17 protein-coding genes and 1 tRNA gene are annotated in these 13,832 nt (G+C 64.4%); 7 read left to right on the forward strand and 11 right to left on the reverse strand.

Translation table 11 applies throughout. The annotated features are described in order from the left end of the window. Positions 1 to 62: 62 nt before the first annotated feature. Positions 63 to 893, reverse strand: a complete 831-nt coding sequence (fghA, locus tag BMX36_RS04600; protein ID WP_093063826.1) for an S-formylglutathione hydrolase — start codon at positions 891 to 893, stop codon at positions 63 to 65. A 187-nt stretch (positions 894 to 1,080) separates the two neighbouring features. On the opposite strand from fghA, the gene BMX36_RS04605 reads away from it, so the two are divergent. After that, positions 1,081 to 1,362: an SWIB/MDM2 domain-containing protein gene (locus BMX36_RS04605; protein WP_093063827.1), complete on the forward strand. Its 282-nt coding sequence runs from the start codon at positions 1,081 to 1,083 to the stop codon at positions 1,360 to 1,362. Positions 1,363 to 1,472: 110 nt separating this feature from the next. Here BMX36_RS04605 and BMX36_RS04610 read toward each other — a convergent pair. The 5 genes from BMX36_RS04610 to BMX36_RS04630 all read right to left on the reverse strand — a co-directional run bounded on the left by BMX36_RS04610 (position 1,473) and on the right by BMX36_RS04630 (position 3,889). Continuing rightward, positions 1,473 to 1,549 (reverse strand) — tRNA-Arg (locus BMX36_RS04610). Positions 1,550 to 1,619: 70 nt separating this feature from the next. Further along, positions 1,620 to 2,048, reverse strand: coding sequence for a DUF1178 family protein (locus BMX36_RS04615; protein ID WP_093063828.1), 429 nt, complete (start codon positions 2,046 to 2,048; stop codon positions 1,620 to 1,622). Then, positions 2,045 to 2,872 (reverse strand): carbon-nitrogen hydrolase family protein, encoded by an 828-nt coding sequence (locus tag BMX36_RS04620; protein ID WP_093063829.1) that lies wholly within the window; start codon positions 2,870 to 2,872, stop codon positions 2,045 to 2,047. Before BMX36_RS04620 ends, BMX36_RS04615 begins: the two co-directional genes overlap by 4 nt. Further along, positions 2,869 to 3,132: a glutaredoxin 3 gene (gene grxC / locus BMX36_RS04625; protein ID WP_066780320.1), complete on the reverse strand. Its 264-nt coding sequence runs from the start codon at positions 3,130 to 3,132 to the stop codon at positions 2,869 to 2,871. The genes BMX36_RS04620 and grxC overlap by 4 nt, the downstream gene beginning before the upstream one ends. Positions 3,133 to 3,163: 31 nt before the next feature. After that, positions 3,164 to 3,889 carry a ComF family protein gene (locus BMX36_RS04630; RefSeq protein WP_093063830.1) on the reverse strand — a complete coding sequence of 242 codons (726 nt, stop codon included), beginning with the start codon at positions 3,887 to 3,889 and terminating at the stop codon, positions 3,164 to 3,166. 45 nt (positions 3,890 to 3,934) lie between these two features. On the opposite strand from BMX36_RS04630, the gene BMX36_RS04635 reads away from it, so the two are divergent. Then, entirely contained in the window at positions 3,935 to 4,771 is an 837-nt protein-coding gene (locus BMX36_RS04635; protein ID WP_177179019.1) for a class I SAM-dependent methyltransferase, read from the forward strand. Positions 4,772 to 4,774: 3 nt separating this feature from the next. Here the strand turns inward: BMX36_RS04635 and BMX36_RS04640 are convergent, their stop codons facing one another. Further along, positions 4,775 to 5,164 (reverse strand): MerC domain-containing protein, encoded by a 390-nt coding sequence (locus BMX36_RS04640; protein ID WP_066780317.1) that lies wholly within the window; start codon positions 5,162 to 5,164, stop codon positions 4,775 to 4,777. A gap of 108 nt (positions 5,165 to 5,272) precedes the next feature. On the opposite strand from BMX36_RS04640, the gene BMX36_RS04645 reads away from it, so the two are divergent. Beyond that, complete coding sequence (locus tag BMX36_RS04645; RefSeq protein ID WP_093063832.1) at positions 5,273 to 6,313, forward strand: COX15/CtaA family protein; 1,041 nt, start codon at positions 5,273 to 5,275, stop codon at positions 6,311 to 6,313. Positions 6,314 to 6,388: 75 nt separating this feature from the next. Here the strand turns inward: BMX36_RS04645 and BMX36_RS04650 are convergent, their stop codons facing one another. Further along, positions 6,389 to 7,045, reverse strand: a complete 657-nt coding sequence (locus BMX36_RS04650; RefSeq protein ID WP_093063833.1) for a sulfite oxidase-like oxidoreductase — start codon at positions 7,043 to 7,045, stop codon at positions 6,389 to 6,391. Positions 7,046 to 7,237: 192 nt separating this feature from the next. On the opposite strand from BMX36_RS04650, the gene BMX36_RS04655 reads away from it, so the two are divergent. The 4 genes from BMX36_RS04655 to BMX36_RS04670 all read left to right on the forward strand — a co-directional run bounded on the left by BMX36_RS04655 (position 7,238) and on the right by BMX36_RS04670 (position 11,732). Next, complete coding sequence (locus tag BMX36_RS04655; RefSeq protein ID WP_256210653.1) at positions 7,238 to 9,667, forward strand: TonB-dependent receptor plug domain-containing protein; 2,430 nt, start codon at positions 7,238 to 7,240, stop codon at positions 9,665 to 9,667. Between the two features lie 167 nt (positions 9,668 to 9,834). Beyond that, positions 9,835 to 10,314 carry a 50S ribosomal protein L13 gene (rplM, locus tag BMX36_RS04660; protein WP_093063835.1) on the forward strand — a complete coding sequence of 160 codons (480 nt, stop codon included), beginning with the start codon at positions 9,835 to 9,837 and terminating at the stop codon, positions 10,312 to 10,314. Next, positions 10,314 to 10,868: a 30S ribosomal protein S9 gene (gene rpsI, locus BMX36_RS04665; protein ID WP_082746251.1), complete on the forward strand. Its 555-nt coding sequence runs from the start codon at positions 10,314 to 10,316 to the stop codon at positions 10,866 to 10,868. Before rplM ends, rpsI begins: the two co-directional genes overlap by 1 nt. 234 nt (positions 10,869 to 11,102) lie before the next feature. Then, positions 11,103 to 11,732 carry a retropepsin-like aspartic protease family protein gene (locus BMX36_RS04670; RefSeq protein ID WP_093065225.1) on the forward strand — a complete coding sequence of 210 codons (630 nt, stop codon included), beginning with the start codon at positions 11,103 to 11,105 and terminating at the stop codon, positions 11,730 to 11,732. Here the strand turns inward: BMX36_RS04670 and BMX36_RS04675 are convergent. From BMX36_RS04675 to modA, 3 genes are read right to left on the reverse strand one after another with little or no spacing between them, the layout of a single operon-like run. Beyond that, positions 11,719 to 12,324 carry an ATP-binding cassette domain-containing protein gene (locus BMX36_RS04675; RefSeq protein WP_093063836.1) on the reverse strand — a complete coding sequence of 202 codons (606 nt, stop codon included), beginning with the start codon at positions 12,322 to 12,324 and terminating at the stop codon, positions 11,719 to 11,721. The genes BMX36_RS04670 and BMX36_RS04675 overlap by 14 nt on opposite strands. Next, positions 12,314 to 13,000: a molybdate ABC transporter permease subunit gene (gene modB / locus BMX36_RS22035; protein WP_256210654.1), complete on the reverse strand. Its 687-nt coding sequence runs from the start codon at positions 12,998 to 13,000 to the stop codon at positions 12,314 to 12,316. The genes BMX36_RS04675 and modB overlap by 11 nt, the downstream gene beginning before the upstream one ends. Then, positions 12,997 to 13,758 carry a molybdate ABC transporter substrate-binding protein gene (modA, locus tag BMX36_RS22040; RefSeq protein ID WP_066780304.1) on the reverse strand — a complete coding sequence of 254 codons (762 nt, stop codon included), beginning with the start codon at positions 13,756 to 13,758 and terminating at the stop codon, positions 12,997 to 12,999. Before modA ends, modB begins: the two co-directional genes overlap by 4 nt. Between the last annotated feature and the right edge of the window lie 74 nt (positions 13,759 to 13,832).

The following is a 13,832-nucleotide window of genomic DNA, read 5'->3' on the forward strand; positions in this document are numbered from 1 at the left end:
GGGATCAACCGGCCGGAGCAACAGGTTGACCTATAAGCGGGCCCCTTCGGGGCCCGTTCTTGTCAGAGGCGCTCAGCCGCCCAAGCGACGTGATCACTCATGAAAGTCGAAATGAAGTTATAGCTATGGTCGTAGCCAGGCTGCATTCTCAACGTGAGGCTGATCCCGGCTTCGTCGCACGCGTTTTTGAGCAGCTCAGGTTTCAACTGCTCATGCAGAAACCCATCGTCCGCGCCTTGATCTATCAGGATCGTGTCAAGTCGCGCGCCTTCGTTGATCAGTGCACAGGCATCATAGGCGTGCCACGCCGCACGGTCCGGGCCCAAATATCCGCTCAGCGCCTTCTCTCCCCAAGGGCAGGACAAGGGAGACACGATGGGAGCGAATGCTGACACGCTCTTGAACCGGCCGGAATTTCGTAGCGCGATCGTCAGGGCGCCATGGCCGCCCATAGAGTGACCGGAAATTCCCTGTCGTGTCAGGTCAGCCATCGGAAACTCGCTGGCGATTAATCCAGGCAGCTCATCCTCGATATAGCTGCGCATCCGGAAATTGACCGCCCACGGTTCTATAGTGGCATCGACATAGAAGCCTGCGCCCTGACCGAAGTCCCAGCTTTCGTCATCCGGAACGCCTGGGCCTCGCGGGCTGGTATCCGGCGCGACGAACACGATGCCGTATTCGGCACAGGCGCGGCGATACTCTCCCTTGTCGGTTACGTTCGCATGCGTGCAGGTAAGCCCCGACAGGTACCACAAGACGGGCAACCGAGCTCCCGGCGCGTGTGGCGGCACATAAACCGAAAAGGTCATGTCCGTCCCGGTGACGGCCGAATGGTGCCGATAGACGCCTTGAATACCCTCATAGGCGCGGCTTTGACTGAGCGTTTCCATGCCTTCTCCGCTAAGGCTGTTCGGGCGCTGATTAGCGCAGGGATCGGCAGCACGCCAATTCGCCGGTCATCAAGGCCTTGACCTTGGGTGGTGACAAGCGCCACCGGGCAGCGCACAAGAGACGTCACGCTTTCGAAACGGCGTGATTCCGAGATGCCGAATGACCGGCGCAACAGGAAGGACAGCAATGGCTACGAAGACCAAGACTGAGGAGGGCAAGGCCAAGACCGGCGGCATTCACGCCCCCGTTCAGCCCTCGCCCGAGCTCGGCGTGATCGTCGGCACGGACAAGCTGCCGCGCAGCGAGGTGATCAGCAAGGTTTGGGACTATATCAAGTCGAACAACCTTCAGAATCCCGAGAACAAGCGCGAAATCCTCGCCGACGACAATCTCAAGAAGGTCTTCGGCAAGGACAAGGTCACCATGTTCGAGATGAACAAGTACATCTCGGCACACGTCAAGGCGTGAACAGCTAATGGGCGGGCGCCGGACTGCGGCGCCCGTCTTCACCGTTGCCTCGCTTCGGGACCACAAAACGCATCAAGGGCCGCGCCATTTTGAGCGTCATCCTGTTCTGCTGGTGCCCCCGGCGAGATTCGAACTCACGACCTGCGGTTTAGGAAACCGTCGCTCTATCCTGCTGAGCTACGGGGGCACGCCGCCTAGCTACGGTGCGGGTGTCGGCGGGTCAATGACGCACGCAGTTGCCTGGTGAACGAACCAGTTCAGTTCGTCCGCTCGGGCGGCAGCACCGGAAACGGGAGCGGAGCGACCGGGACACCTTCATCGGCTAGAGCTTTCGCCTCCTCCAGCGTAGTCTGGCCGTGGATCGGCTCCTGCGCCTGATCCCCGACGTGCATGGCGCGTGCTTGCGAAGCAAAGCCCCTTCCCACCCAGCGCGACCCTTCGAGCGCCTGCTGTTGCGCCGTCGCCAGCGCTTTCATGGCGGCTTTCACCACTTCGGGCGTGACCGATGGGCGGGTATTCGCCTTGGCTGCAACGTTCGGCGCCATGACGGCCTTTTCAACCACCGTGTCAGCACAGATCGGGCATTGTACGAGCGAGTGCTCCCGCTGGTCCTCAAAGGCGCTCGACGAGGCGAACCAAGCCTCGAACACGTGACCTTGCGCACAACGAAGATCGAACACGATCATTGCGGCACCACCGTCGCAGCCGGAATGGAGCGGCGATGAGCAATGACCGGAATACGCTGCCTGACGTCCAAGACCTTGGCGGGATTCACGTCCACAAAGCCGAGGCCGACACTCTCGCCCATATCGCCAAGGACGTCTCCCCAGGGGTCCACCGCCAGCGAATGACCGTATGTTTCCCTCCCGTCCTCATGCTGGCCCGTCTGGGCGGCCGCGATGACGAAGGCAGCGCACTCAATCGCTCGAGCACGGAGCAAAATGTGCCAATGCGCCGCCCCGGTGGGTCTGGTGAAGGCGGCCGGTACCGAGAGGATCGTCGCGCCGGCATCGCTCAAGGCACGAAACAGATCAGGGAAACGCACGTCGTAACAGATCGAAAGGCCTAACGCGCCCAGTGGCGTATCAACTACCACGGCGCCCTCTCCACCAGCGTAGGCCGCGGACTCACGCCAGCTTTCCCCGTTGGGCAAGTCGACATCGAAGAGATGCAGCTTGTCATAATGGGCACGAATTTTGCCGGCGCCATCAATGACAAAACCGCGGTTGACGAGCCGGTCAGCGTCACCTTTCAACGCCAGGCTACCAAGGTGCACCCAGATCCCCGCCTTTGCCGCCGCCTCGCGCACCGCGCCAAGGACGCGGTCATTCTCCTCCCGCACGATCGACTGCGCCGCACGGGCACGATCACGATCCAGCAGCCCGGACATTTCCGGCGTGAACAGCATGGCGGCGCCATGCTCAGCTGCCGAACGCACCGCCGTGACCAGAATTTCTGCATTTGCGGCGGGCGAAATCCCGCTCGTCATCTGCAGTATCGCCGCCTTCATGGTGCGGCAGCGAGCATAGCATCCAGCTTACCGGCCTGCTCCAGCGCAGCGAGATCATCCGATCCCCCGACATGCTGACCATTGATGAAGATCTGCGGGACAGTCGTACGCCCTCCAGCGCGATCAATCATCTCACCACGCTTCGCCCCGCCCAGAGTGATGTCGAACTCGGTCGGCTCCACGCCCTTGCTCGCGAGAAGGTGTTTGGCGCGCACGCAATATGGGCACCACGCCTTGGTGTAGATTTCTACCTGTGCCATCGGCTTGACGTGTGGTTGCTGAGGTCGATTGTCAATCTGGCACGGCATCGATCACGCGCGCCCAGCACAGTATGGAGACGCTCGCCGCACCTGACCGCCGTAGCGCACGCACGCACGCATCCGTGGTCGCCCCGCTAGTATAGATGTCGTCCACCAAAACGACATGTCGCCCCGAGATCCGCCACTTGTCCGCCGAAGCGACGGAGAATGCGCCGCGAACGGCGCGTCGGCGCGCTGCTCCGTTCATTGCGCGCAGCACGGGCGTAGATCTGCGCCGCACCAAGGTGCCGCTTGCGTGGGGAACACCACTTTGTTCTGAAAGCGCTGTCGCGATCAGCCCGGCTTGATTGAAGCCGCGGTTCCAGATTCTCCAGCGGTGAAGTGGCACTGGAACAAGGACTTGCGCATCACCGCGCAGGTGGCGGATCATGAGACTGGCGGCGGTCCGTGCCAGGGATGTCCGCCCGCCGTATTTGAGGCGGAGCGCAAGGGTACGCGACACCGGCCCGTAAGCGACCGCCGCATCTACGCTGGCGTGAGCCGGCGCCGCAGCGAGGCACGGGCCGCATTGGGCATAGGGGCCCTGATCATACTCGAACGGAGAGTGGCAAGTCGCACACCAAGGCGGTCCGAGAAAATGAAGCGAACTCCAGCAGGCTGCGCAAAACCGATGATCACTATCCGTGATCGCTCCGCATCCCGCGCATCGGGGCGGCAGCGCAAAGTCGACAACCGGACGAAGAAGCGCAGACAGCATCGCAATGCTTGTCGCGACTGCATGATCCGCGCACAAGCCGCCTGCATGAGCGCACCAGAAATTTTCGATCGAGCCGCCCGCCGCGTCCTCCGCAACCGGGCAGCCCTGAATTACTCGGCGCACGACTTCGTACGCGCCGCAATGCTCGACGGCATCTCGGAGCGCCTCGCAACCGTCAAACGTAGCTTCGTGGACGTGCTCGATCTCGGCAGCTTTGATGGTGCTTACGTTCCGCCGGCGGGCTCGCGAGTCGCGCGCATGGACGCGGGACATACCTTCGCCCGCCAGAGCGGCGCCATTCAGGCCGACGAAGATCGTCTGCCCTTTGCCGACGCGTCATTCGACCTGGTGGTGTCGGCTGGCGTGCTTGACCAGGTGAATGACGTTCCGGGGTCGCTCGCCCTTGCCAGGCGCGCGCTGCGACCTGACGGCTTGTTCCTGGGCGCCCTGCTGGGTGCCGGGTCACTTTCTACGCTTCGCGGCGCGCTGCGAACGGCGGAGGGAGAACGTCCGGTAGCTCGGTTCCACCCGCAGATAGACGTGCGCTCCGCCGGCGATTTGCTGATGAGGGCGGGCTTCGCCTTGCCCGTTGCCGATACAGAGACGCTGCGCGTGAGATACGGCGGGCTGGGCAAGCTGCTTGACGATCTTCGAGGAATGGCAGCCACCAATGTCCTAATCGAGCGGCAGTCGCTCCGCCGAGACACGTTGGCACGAACCGCAAGTGCGTTTGCCGACGCCGCGGATCCGGACGGTCGCACCGCCGAACGGTTCGAGATCATCTTTCTTACCGGCTGGGCGCCTTCGCCTGATCAGCCACAACCGGCACGTCGCGGCAGCGCGACCGCCTCACTTGCGGCGGAGCTTGCGAAGAAGAGCTGATCGTCAGCCGACAGCGCGGCGGTTCAGATCGTGACCAAAGGCTAGAATGGCGACCCCGATGATCGTCCAGAGCGCCTCGCCATCGTGCGTCAGACCGGCATCATGCGGAAGCGACAAGGCACCGGCCATGATCCCGAGACCGAGCGAACCCACTGCGATCGGGAGAAGAAACCCGTGCTGAAGCGCGCCCCGCCCCAGTCCCAACGCGCCCAAGCCAATCGCCACGGCAAGGCCAATTTCGTGAACCAGCGGGTCCACGAACAACCCTCCGACGGCCGATAGCATGGCCAGCAATACAGCGCTGGCGATGCAGTGAACCACGCACAGCCCGGAGACGATGATCGCGAAACGATCCAGCCGAGAAGACAGTACAGGGCGAGCAGCGGTTAGCATCTGACCCGCAGATAGCGCCGTGATGATGAGGATACAACATCACACCAGCAATTTTTTGGCGAGATGATGCGCCATTGCCCCCGTGCTTCGGCGATCCTAAAGGGCGTCATGCTCAAGCCTAGTCCCGGCTTTCGTGTTTCAGCCCGACCGCTGGCTCTTGCTCGCTGGCTGTACGCAGTGGCGGCACTGATCGTGTTGATGGTGGCCGTCGGCGGCATCACGCGCCTGACCGAATCGGGTCTCTCGATTACGCAATGGAAGCCCCTCACGGGTATCATCCCGCCGCTGAATGACGCGCAATGGCAGGCTGAGTTCGCGAACTATCAGAAAATACCCGAGTATCAGCAGATTAACGCGGGCATGACCCTCAGCGGGTTCAAGGCGATCTTCTTCTGGGAATATGTGCACCGCTTGCTGGGCCGGGTGATCGGGCTGGCCTTCGCGCTGCCGCTATTGTGGTTCGCCATCCGCCGTCAGGTGCCGTCAGGGTATATGCCGCGCCTGCTAGCGCTACTCGCACTGGGCGGAATGCAGGGTGCGATCGGTTGGTGGATGGTGGCATCTGGTCTGTCGGTACGCACCGACGTCAGCCACGTACGCCTCGCCGTGCATCTTTCGGCCGCGTTGGTGATCCTGGGCGGCGTGGTCTGGACGGCGCTTGATCTGCGCGACCTTGCCCGCAGCCCGCTTTCCCGTCCCGCCAAGCTGACAGCACTGGCCGCTACAGCGCTGTTGTTGCTAGGTTTTCAGATCGTGCTGGGCGCGTTCACCGCGGGTCTGAATGCCGGCTACGCCTTCAGTAGTTGGCCGTTGATGGGCGAGACCCTCTTCCCCGAGAACACGTCGATGGTTGATCCGGCCTGGCGCAATCTCGTCGACAATCCGGTGGTGGTGCAGTTCGCGCATCGCTGGTTCGCATTCGTTGCCGCCCTGGCCGTGATCTGGCTGGCGGTTGCCGCGCGACGCCTTGGCGCCGTTGCCGCATGGGGCAGCGTGATCCTGCTTGTCGGGTTGCAGATCGTTCTGGGGATCTCGACTCTGCTGACTGGCGTCGAGATCAACGTCGCCGTTGCGCATCAGGTGAATGCCGCCGTCCTGTTGATCGCAGTGGTTGCCGCCGCGCATAAAGTGGGCCGAGGCGCAGGCTAAATTCGGGCATGATCGGCCGGACCTGAGCCGTTTTCGGCCGCACCTTGGTCACTTTCGGCCTGTTTCCGGACGGTTTCAGCCATAACGCTCTTCCCGCCACGGATCGCCGCGCATGTGATATCCATTCACCTCCCAGAACCCCGCACGATCGGCGCCAAGAAACTCAATTGCGCTGATCCATTTCGCGCTCTTCCAGAAATAAAGGTGCGGAATGATCGCGCGGACCGGACCGCCATGCTCCCGCGTGAGCGGCTGCCCCTGCCATGAATGGGCGATCAACGCGGCGGGGTCGGCGAAGTCGCGCAAGGGGACGTTCGTGGTGTAGCCATCATAGCCATGAAGCATGACGAACTGAGCCTCGTCGCGCGGCTCCGCCAGGTCGAGAAGCGTCGCGGTCGACACGCCTGACCAATCATTGTCATAGCGCGACCATGTGGTGACGCAGTGAATGTCGGAGCACATGCTCGCTTGCGGCAGTTGCTGGAAGGATTCCCAATCCAGCGTGATCGGTCGGGACACCAGGCCGCGTACGTCCAGTCGCCAGCGATCGAGCGACACGTGCGGCTGTCGGCCTAGATCCAGGACGGGCCAGTTGCGCACGAGGTGCTGCCCGGGCGGCAGGCGATCACGCTCGGGCGCGGCACCAGGGGGAGCGATGAACTTCCCTTTGGCGGCCCATTGACGCTTGGACCGGGTCAGCTTGGAATCGGGCGGTGGCGTGGGATCACTCATCTCTTGCTACTCCTCCCAGCGCGGACTCTAGCACTGCAGCCTTCGCTTAACATCCACGCGGCCACCCTATTCAGCGCTTGTTCTTCTGCGCCGGATACATCTTGCGACGAATAAGCCCGTGGATCGGCACATAGCAGCCACAAGCATCGTTCAGACCGATCCAATCAACCAACCTCCCTGGGGAGCACGTCCTTGCCTGCATGGCTTCTGCCTCTCGTTACCCTTGCCCCTGCTGCTGTTCCTGCTGCCGCAGTGCCGGCGGCTCCCGTTCCGAGTCCGGCGCAGCAGGCTCCGGCGGGTCAGGAGGCGCCGCCGCCTGATGCCGAGGAGGAACTGGAGCTGGAGGACGATATCGTCGTCACTGGCAACAGGACGCCGCGTGGATCCGTGATCGGCGACATCAAGCCTGAAGTGGTGCTAAGCGGACGCGACATACGCGCCTATGGCGCCAGCGACATCGGTGAGCTGCTGGAGGAGCTCTCCCCTCTGATCGGAAGCATTCAGGGGCGCGAGTCCGGTTCTCCGGTGGTGTTGCTGAGCGGCCGGCGCATCAGCAGCTTTCGCGAGATCCGCGACCTGCCACCGGAAGCGATCCAGCGGGTTGACATCCTGCCGGAAGAAGTCGCGCTCAAATACGGGTATCGCGCTGACCAGAAGGTGGTGAACATCGTCCTTCGCCGACGCTTCAATGCCGTGACCGCGGAGGTCGAGACGAACCTGGCGACCGACGGGGGACGGCAGGTTCATGAGGCCGACCTCAACTACCTGCGTCTGGGCAATGGCAGCCGCTTCAGCGTGGATGGCGAATATACGCGCAGCAATCCGCTGTTCGAGACCGAGCGCGAGCTTGCCAATGCCGATCCGAACCGCACCCTTCTGGCCGCAAGCGATGCGGCCAAGCTGAACGCGACCTACAATCGCACCATCCTGGGCAACGTCTCCGCGACGCTGAGCGGTGAGCTTGAGGGCGCGAATACGCTCGCCGGCCTTGGCAGTGCATCGGATGGCCAGCCGCTGCGCCGTGATGCGCGGACGCGCACCGGATCGCTGAACTATGCCTTGAACGGTGATCTGGCGCGGTGGCGCTGGTCTCTTGATGGCGGATATACCCGGGACTGGTCCACCACACGGACCGATCGCGATTATGGCACGGCTGTCCGGCGCGATCGCGCCAGCTCCGTCACCGAGCTGTTTCAAAGCGAAGCGACGTTAAGCGGCAGCATCGTCGATCTGCCGGCGGGCGCACTGACTGCTACGTTGAAGACGGGCGTCTCGCTACGAGACTTGCACAGCGAGTCGCGCCGGGCCGACCTCTTGTCGTCAACCGACCTGTCGCGCGATCAGGCGAATGGACAGGCGAATGTCGATCTTCCGGTGTTCCGGGACGGGCCGATCGGCGCCTTGAGCTTCAACGTGAACGGAGCGGTGGACCAGCTTTCGGATTTTGGGACGCTTGGCGCGGTGGGTTACGGCTTCAATTGGCGCCCGGCAGAGGCGATCCGGCTGATCGGCTCCGTAACCCACGAGGAAGGTGCCCCCACGATCCAGCAGCTCGGCAACCCGACGATCGTCACGCCCAACGTGCGGGTATTCGACCTTACCACCGGCCAGACCGTGGATGCGACCACCGTTGAGGGCGGCAATCCTAGCCTGCTGGCGGATCGTCGACGCGTGCTCAAGCTGGGGCTTACCGCCAAGCCCATCTCGGGCACCGATCTTACCCTGTTGGTGAACTATACCGACAGCCGGATCGACAATCCGATCGCCAGCTTTCCTACTGCCACGCCCGAGAGCGAGGCGGCTTTTCCCGACCGGTTCGATCGCGATGCTGCCGGAACGCTGATCCGCATCGACAATCGGCCAGTCAACTTCGACAGCAGTCGCCAGCGCCAGATCCGCTGGGGGCTGAACTGGTCGGAGGAACTGGAAGCACCGCCGCCGACCGGACCGGACGGCCAGCCGCTCACCCCCGAGCAGATCGAGGAGCGGCGGTCCGAGTTCCGCGAGCGGTTCCGGCAGGAGCGCGGATCCGGCACCAGCGAGAGCGGCGTTCGAATCGGCGGGCCACGGGCATTCCCCGGCGGAGGCCCGCGCGGGTTCGGCGGTGGCGGTTTCGGCGGTGGCAGAGCCGGACGCGTGCAGCTAAGCGCCTTTCACACCTGGCGCCTGGAAGACACGATCACCATCCGACCGGGTGTGCCCGAACTCGATCTGTTGAACGGCTCGGCCGTGGGCGCCCGTGGCGGGCAGCCGAGGCACGAGATCCAGTTCAACGCCGGGTACAACCGCAGCGGGATCGGCATCAGGCTGAACGGCACCTGGGAAAGCGGCACCACCATCCTGGCCAACCCCGGCGGCGCGTCATCGCCCGAGGATCTTGCATTCGGCTCGCTGTTCACGGCCAATCTGCGGATCTTCGCCGACCTGAGCCAACAGCGGTCGCTGGTGCAGAAAGCGCCATTCTTCCGCGGGTCCCGGCTGACGCTGGCGATCAACAACGTGTTCAACCAACGCCTTGATGTGCGCGACGCGACCGGTGCGGTCCCGATCGGCTATCAACCGGCGCTGCTTGATCCGCTTGGCCGGTCGGTGAAGGTGAGCTTTCGAAAGCTGTTTTTCTGAGCACAGCGTGAGCAAACACGGGCGTGACGATCGCGGCGGTATTTAGGTACCCGTCGTGAACGCCGCGGTTTTGTTGACTTTCTGCACGGCTTACATCAGAGCGCCCCTCAACACGCCGCGCTCGAATTGGGGGCGGCGTCTTCGTTTATTGCAAAGGTCCATAGCCCATGAAGGCGCTGATGAAGACCACCAAGGCGGCCAAGCCCGCAGAGGTGGAAAAGAAGTGGCACATCGTTGACGCCACCGACCTGGTGGTCGGCCGCGCCGCGGTCGTGATCGCTAACGTGCTGCGCGGCAAGCACAAGCCGTCGTTCACCCCGCACATCGATTGCGGTGACAATGTCATCGTGATCAACGCCGACAAGGTGCGCTTCACCGGCAACAAGCTGGCCGACAAGGTCTATTACAAGCACACCGGTTATGCCGGAGGCATCAAGGGCGTCACCGCCGCCAAGGTGCTGGAAGGCCGCTTCCCCGAGCGCGTGCTCGAGAAGGCCGTGGAGCGCATGATCCCGCGTGGCCCGCTCGGCCGCCAGCAGATGCGCAACCTGCGCATCTTCAAGGGCGCAGAGCATCCGCACGAAGCGCAGAACCCTGAGGTCCTCGACATCGCCGGCATGAGCCGCAAGAACAAGGTGGGCGCATAATGTCCGACAATCGCCAGTCGCTTTCCGACCTCGCCGCGCTGACCCAGCAGGCGCAGCAGCCCGCCGCTGACGCGCCGGCCGCCGCCGGTGCCGAGACCGCCACGACCACCGAAGCACCGGTGCAGACCCAGCCGACGACGCCGCTGCGCCAGCAGGAGCTGGACAAGTACGGCCGCGCTTACGCCACCGGCCGCCGCAAGGACGCCGTTGCGCGCGTCTGGCTGAAGCCGGGCTCGGGCAAGATCACGATCAACGGTCGTGACCAGGAAGTCTATTTCGCACGTCCGACGCTGCGCCTCGTCATCAACCAGGTGTTCGGCATCACCGAGCGCGAGGGCCAGTATGACGTGATCTGCACCGTTAAGGGCGGTGGTCTGTCGGGCCAGGCCGGTGCGGTGAAGCACGGCATCAGCCAGGCGATCACCAAGTATGAGCCGGCACTGCGCGCCCCGGTGAAGGCAGCGGGCTTCCTGACCCGCGACAGCCGTACCGTCGAGCGTAAGAAGTACGGCCGCGCCAAGGCACGTCGTAGCTTCCAGTTCTCGAAGCGCTGATCCGGCTGCTCCGCGCCGCCAAACGGCGTCGGAGTTCGCTCACAGACAAGAAGGGGATCGCTCATTCGGGCGGTCCCTTTTCTTTTGCCTGTCGCAGATTGCCGCCGCGATGTTTGTCGCTGCCGGTTCTGTCGCTGCCGGTTTCTTCGATGCCGGTTCGTTCGATGCCGGTTCGCTCGATGTTTGTGACGGCGGATCATCGCAGAGCAAGGATTGCGCTCCTATATCGCTTCCATGCCTGCTCTGGCCGACCTTGCCCCTCACCTTCCGCTGATCCTCACGCTGCTGGCCGTCACGCTGATCGCCGGGTTCCTGCGCCGAATTCCCGTCATCGGGCGGATCGTCGGCGTGTTCACATGGCTGATCCTCATCGCCGCGCTGGCGCTGGTGCTGGGACAGCGCGAGCGGTTTGATCCCTATCTTGGACGAGTAGCGGAGATGCTGGACCTCTCCGGGCAACAGGTGGTCGGCGAGGAGACCCGCATCACGATGAGCCCGGACGGCCATTTCTGGGCCTCGGTTCGCTTCGGCGGGCTGACCCGGCGCATGCTGATCGATAGCGGCGCGACCGTTACCGCTTTGTCCCTCGACACGGCTACGCGCGCAGGGCTGGACGTGCGCGATGCGCTCTTTCCGATGCTCCTGCGCACCGCCAACGGTACCATCCGGGCGCAGACTGCGGCCGTCGAGGAACTGAAACTTGGCAATGTCGTCGCGCGCGATGTGCCGGTGGTCGTCTCACCGGCGTTCGGCGATACGGACGTGCTCGGCATGAACTTTCTGTCGCGACTGAAATCCTGGCGGGTGGAGGGGCGGACGCTGATCCTGGTCCCGCATCATCCGCAGGACGTCACAGCCGGATAATCTGCCGCCCGCCCAGTCGTTCGGCCTCCTCCGGATCGTGCGTGACGATCAGCATCGGCAGCCGTACCTCGTCGCGGACGCGTTCGATCGCGCGCATCGCCTCCTCTCGCCGGGCGCGGTCCAGCGAGGCGAGCGGCTCATCGAGCAACAGGAAATCCGGCTCACTCAGCAGCGCGCGGCCGATCGCCACGCGGCGCGCTTCACCGCCTGACAGGGTGCGCGGCCAGCGATCGAGCAGATGGGCGATGTCGAGCCTGCTCGCCATGTCCGGCAGCGCGGCCGCGTTCGGCGCCCCGTAGAGCAGATTGCGGCGCACGGAGAGATGCGGGAAGAGCCGCGGTTCCTGAAACACGACGCCCGATCGGCGCCGCTGGGGCGCCACGTCGACCCCGCTCACGGCATCGAAGAGCAAGCGGCCGGCGACGCGGACGTGGCCGTGATCCGGGCGGAGCAGGCCCGCGATCGTCATGAGGATGCTGGTCTTTCCGGCGCCGGATGGGCCGAACAGGACGCTGGCGCCGTCGCCCGAGCGAAAGGCGGCGGCGACCAGGGCACCCCCGCGCCGGACCGTGACGTCTATGTCAAAGGACATGGAGGCGGCGCCCCTGGCGGCGGGCGAGCAGTTCCGACAGGATCAGGGCTGCGAGACTGAGCGCGATCGATATGGCCGCGAGTTGCGACACCATCGCCTCGCCGCCAGGACGCTGGAGCGCGGCATAGATGGCAAGCGGCAGCGTCTGGGTCTCACCCGGCACGTTGGAGACGAAGGTGATGGTGGCACCGAATTCTCCAAGCGAGCGCGCGAAGCCGAGCATGGCGGCGGCGAGCACGCCGGGGAACGAAAGCGGGAGGGTGATGGTCACAAAGGTGCGCCACGGGCCGGCACCCAGCGTTCGTGCGGCCTGCTCAAGTCGCTGGTCAACGCTTTCCAGCGACAGGCGAATGGCCCGGACCATCAGCGGCATGGCCATGATCGCGGCCGCCAGCGCGGCGCCGGTCCAGCGGAACAGGATGGTGATGCCGAACCATCGGTCGAGCAAGGCGCCGAGCGGACCGGCGGGAGCAAAGGCGAGGAGCAGCATCCAGCCGGTCACTACGGGTGGGACGACGAGCGGCAGATGGACCAGGCCATCGAGCAGGATCTTGCCCGGGAAGCGGCCGCGCGCCAGCAACCAGGCGAGCGCGAACGCCACCGGCAGCGAGCCAAAGGTGGCCACTCCCCCGATCAGCAAGGACAGGGAGACGATCGTTTGCAGGCCGTCGTTCAAGGTCTGGTGAAGCCGAAACGGCCCATGATCTGCCGGCCACGGGCAGAAATGAGGAACGTGCGGAACATTTCGGCCTGATCGTGGCGGGAGGCGCGCAGGCGAGCGATCGGATAGGTGATTGGCGCATGGCTGGCCGGCGGAAAGACGCCCGCGACGCTCAGCCCGGATGCCATTCGCGCGTCCGTCCGATACACCACGCCATACGGAGCTGCCCCCCGCTCGACCAGCGCAAGCGCGGCCCGGACATTCTCCGCCCGGACAACCCGCGGCAGGACCATCTCCCAGGCGCCGAGCCGTTCGAGCGCCGCCTTGCCATAACGACCGGCCGGTACGGCATCGGGATCCGCCATGGCGAGCGCGGCCCTGCCGAGCGCGCGACCCAGCGCCGCGCCACTGAGGCCGACGATCGACGGCTGTCCCGGACGCGCGACGACGACCAGACGATTGCCGACAAGATCCGCCCGGCTGCCGGGCGCCAGCAGCTGTCGCCGGGCGAGATCGTCCATCCATTCCTGATCGGCCGATATGAACAGATCGGCCCGCGCGCCCGCCGCGACCTGTCGCGCCAGGGCAGAAGATGCCGCGAAGGAGAGAACGGGCCGGGCATGCCCCTGTTTCGCCCAATCATCGGCGGCGGCGCTCAGCGCCTCCTGCATGCTGGCCGCGGCAAGGACCAGCGGGCCGCGTTGCTGGGCCCAGGCCGGGGGGGCGAGCAGCGACAACAAAAGGAGCAAAGCGGAAAAAAGACGCACGGACATCTCCAGCAACTACCCCTTCGTACTGGCGGCATCGCGATCCGACCAGCCGCAGTGTCAGGTGGACAAGCACCGGA

The sequence above is a fragment of the Sphingomonas sp. OV641 genome, assembly GCF_900109205.1.
GTDB lineage: Bacteria > Pseudomonadota > Alphaproteobacteria > Sphingomonadales > Sphingomonadaceae > Sphingomonas.

Coding starts and splice junctions, on each gene's coding strand:
- fghA (WP_093063826.1), bottom strand. CDS start 893: ATGGAAACGCTCAGTCAAAGCCGCGCCTATGAGGGTATTCAAGGCGTC.
- BMX36_RS04620 (WP_093063829.1), bottom strand. CDS start 2,872: ATGAAGGCGGCGATACTGCAGATGACGAGCGGGATTTCGCCCGCCGCA.
- rplM (WP_093063835.1), top strand. CDS start 9,835: ATGAAGGCGCTGATGAAGACCACCAAGGCGGCCAAGCCCGCAGAGGTG.
- modA (WP_066780304.1), bottom strand. CDS start 13,758: ATGTCCGTGCGTCTTTTTTCCGCTTTGCTCCTTTTGTTGTCGCTGCTC.
- BMX36_RS04630 (WP_093063830.1), bottom strand. CDS start 3,889: ATGCTGTCTGCGCTTCTTCGTCCGGTTGTCGACTTTGCGCTGCCGCCC.
- BMX36_RS04615 (WP_093063828.1), bottom strand. CDS start 2,048: ATGATCGTGTTCGATCTTCGTTGTGCGCAAGGTCACGTGTTCGAGGCT.
- BMX36_RS04635 (WP_177179019.1), top strand. CDS start 3,935: ATGAGCGCACCAGAAATTTTCGATCGAGCCGCCCGCCGCGTCCTCCGC.
- BMX36_RS04675 (WP_093063836.1), bottom strand. CDS start 12,324: ATGTCCTTTGACATAGACGTCACGGTCCGGCGCGGGGGTGCCCTGGTC.
- BMX36_RS04650 (WP_093063833.1), bottom strand. CDS start 7,045: ATGAGTGATCCCACGCCACCGCCCGATTCCAAGCTGACCCGGTCCAAG.
- BMX36_RS04645 (WP_093063832.1), top strand. CDS start 5,273: ATGCTCAAGCCTAGTCCCGGCTTTCGTGTTTCAGCCCGACCGCTGGCT.
- BMX36_RS04605 (WP_093063827.1), top strand. CDS start 1,081: ATGGCTACGAAGACCAAGACTGAGGAGGGCAAGGCCAAGACCGGCGGC.
- BMX36_RS04670 (WP_093065225.1), top strand. CDS start 11,103: ATGCCTGCTCTGGCCGACCTTGCCCCTCACCTTCCGCTGATCCTCACG.
- rpsI (WP_082746251.1), top strand. CDS start 10,314: ATGTCCGACAATCGCCAGTCGCTTTCCGACCTCGCCGCGCTGACCCAG.
- BMX36_RS04640 (WP_066780317.1), bottom strand. CDS start 5,164: ATGCTAACCGCTGCTCGCCCTGTACTGTCTTCTCGGCTGGATCGTTTC.
- grxC (WP_066780320.1), bottom strand. CDS start 3,132: ATGGCACAGGTAGAAATCTACACCAAGGCGTGGTGCCCATATTGCGTG.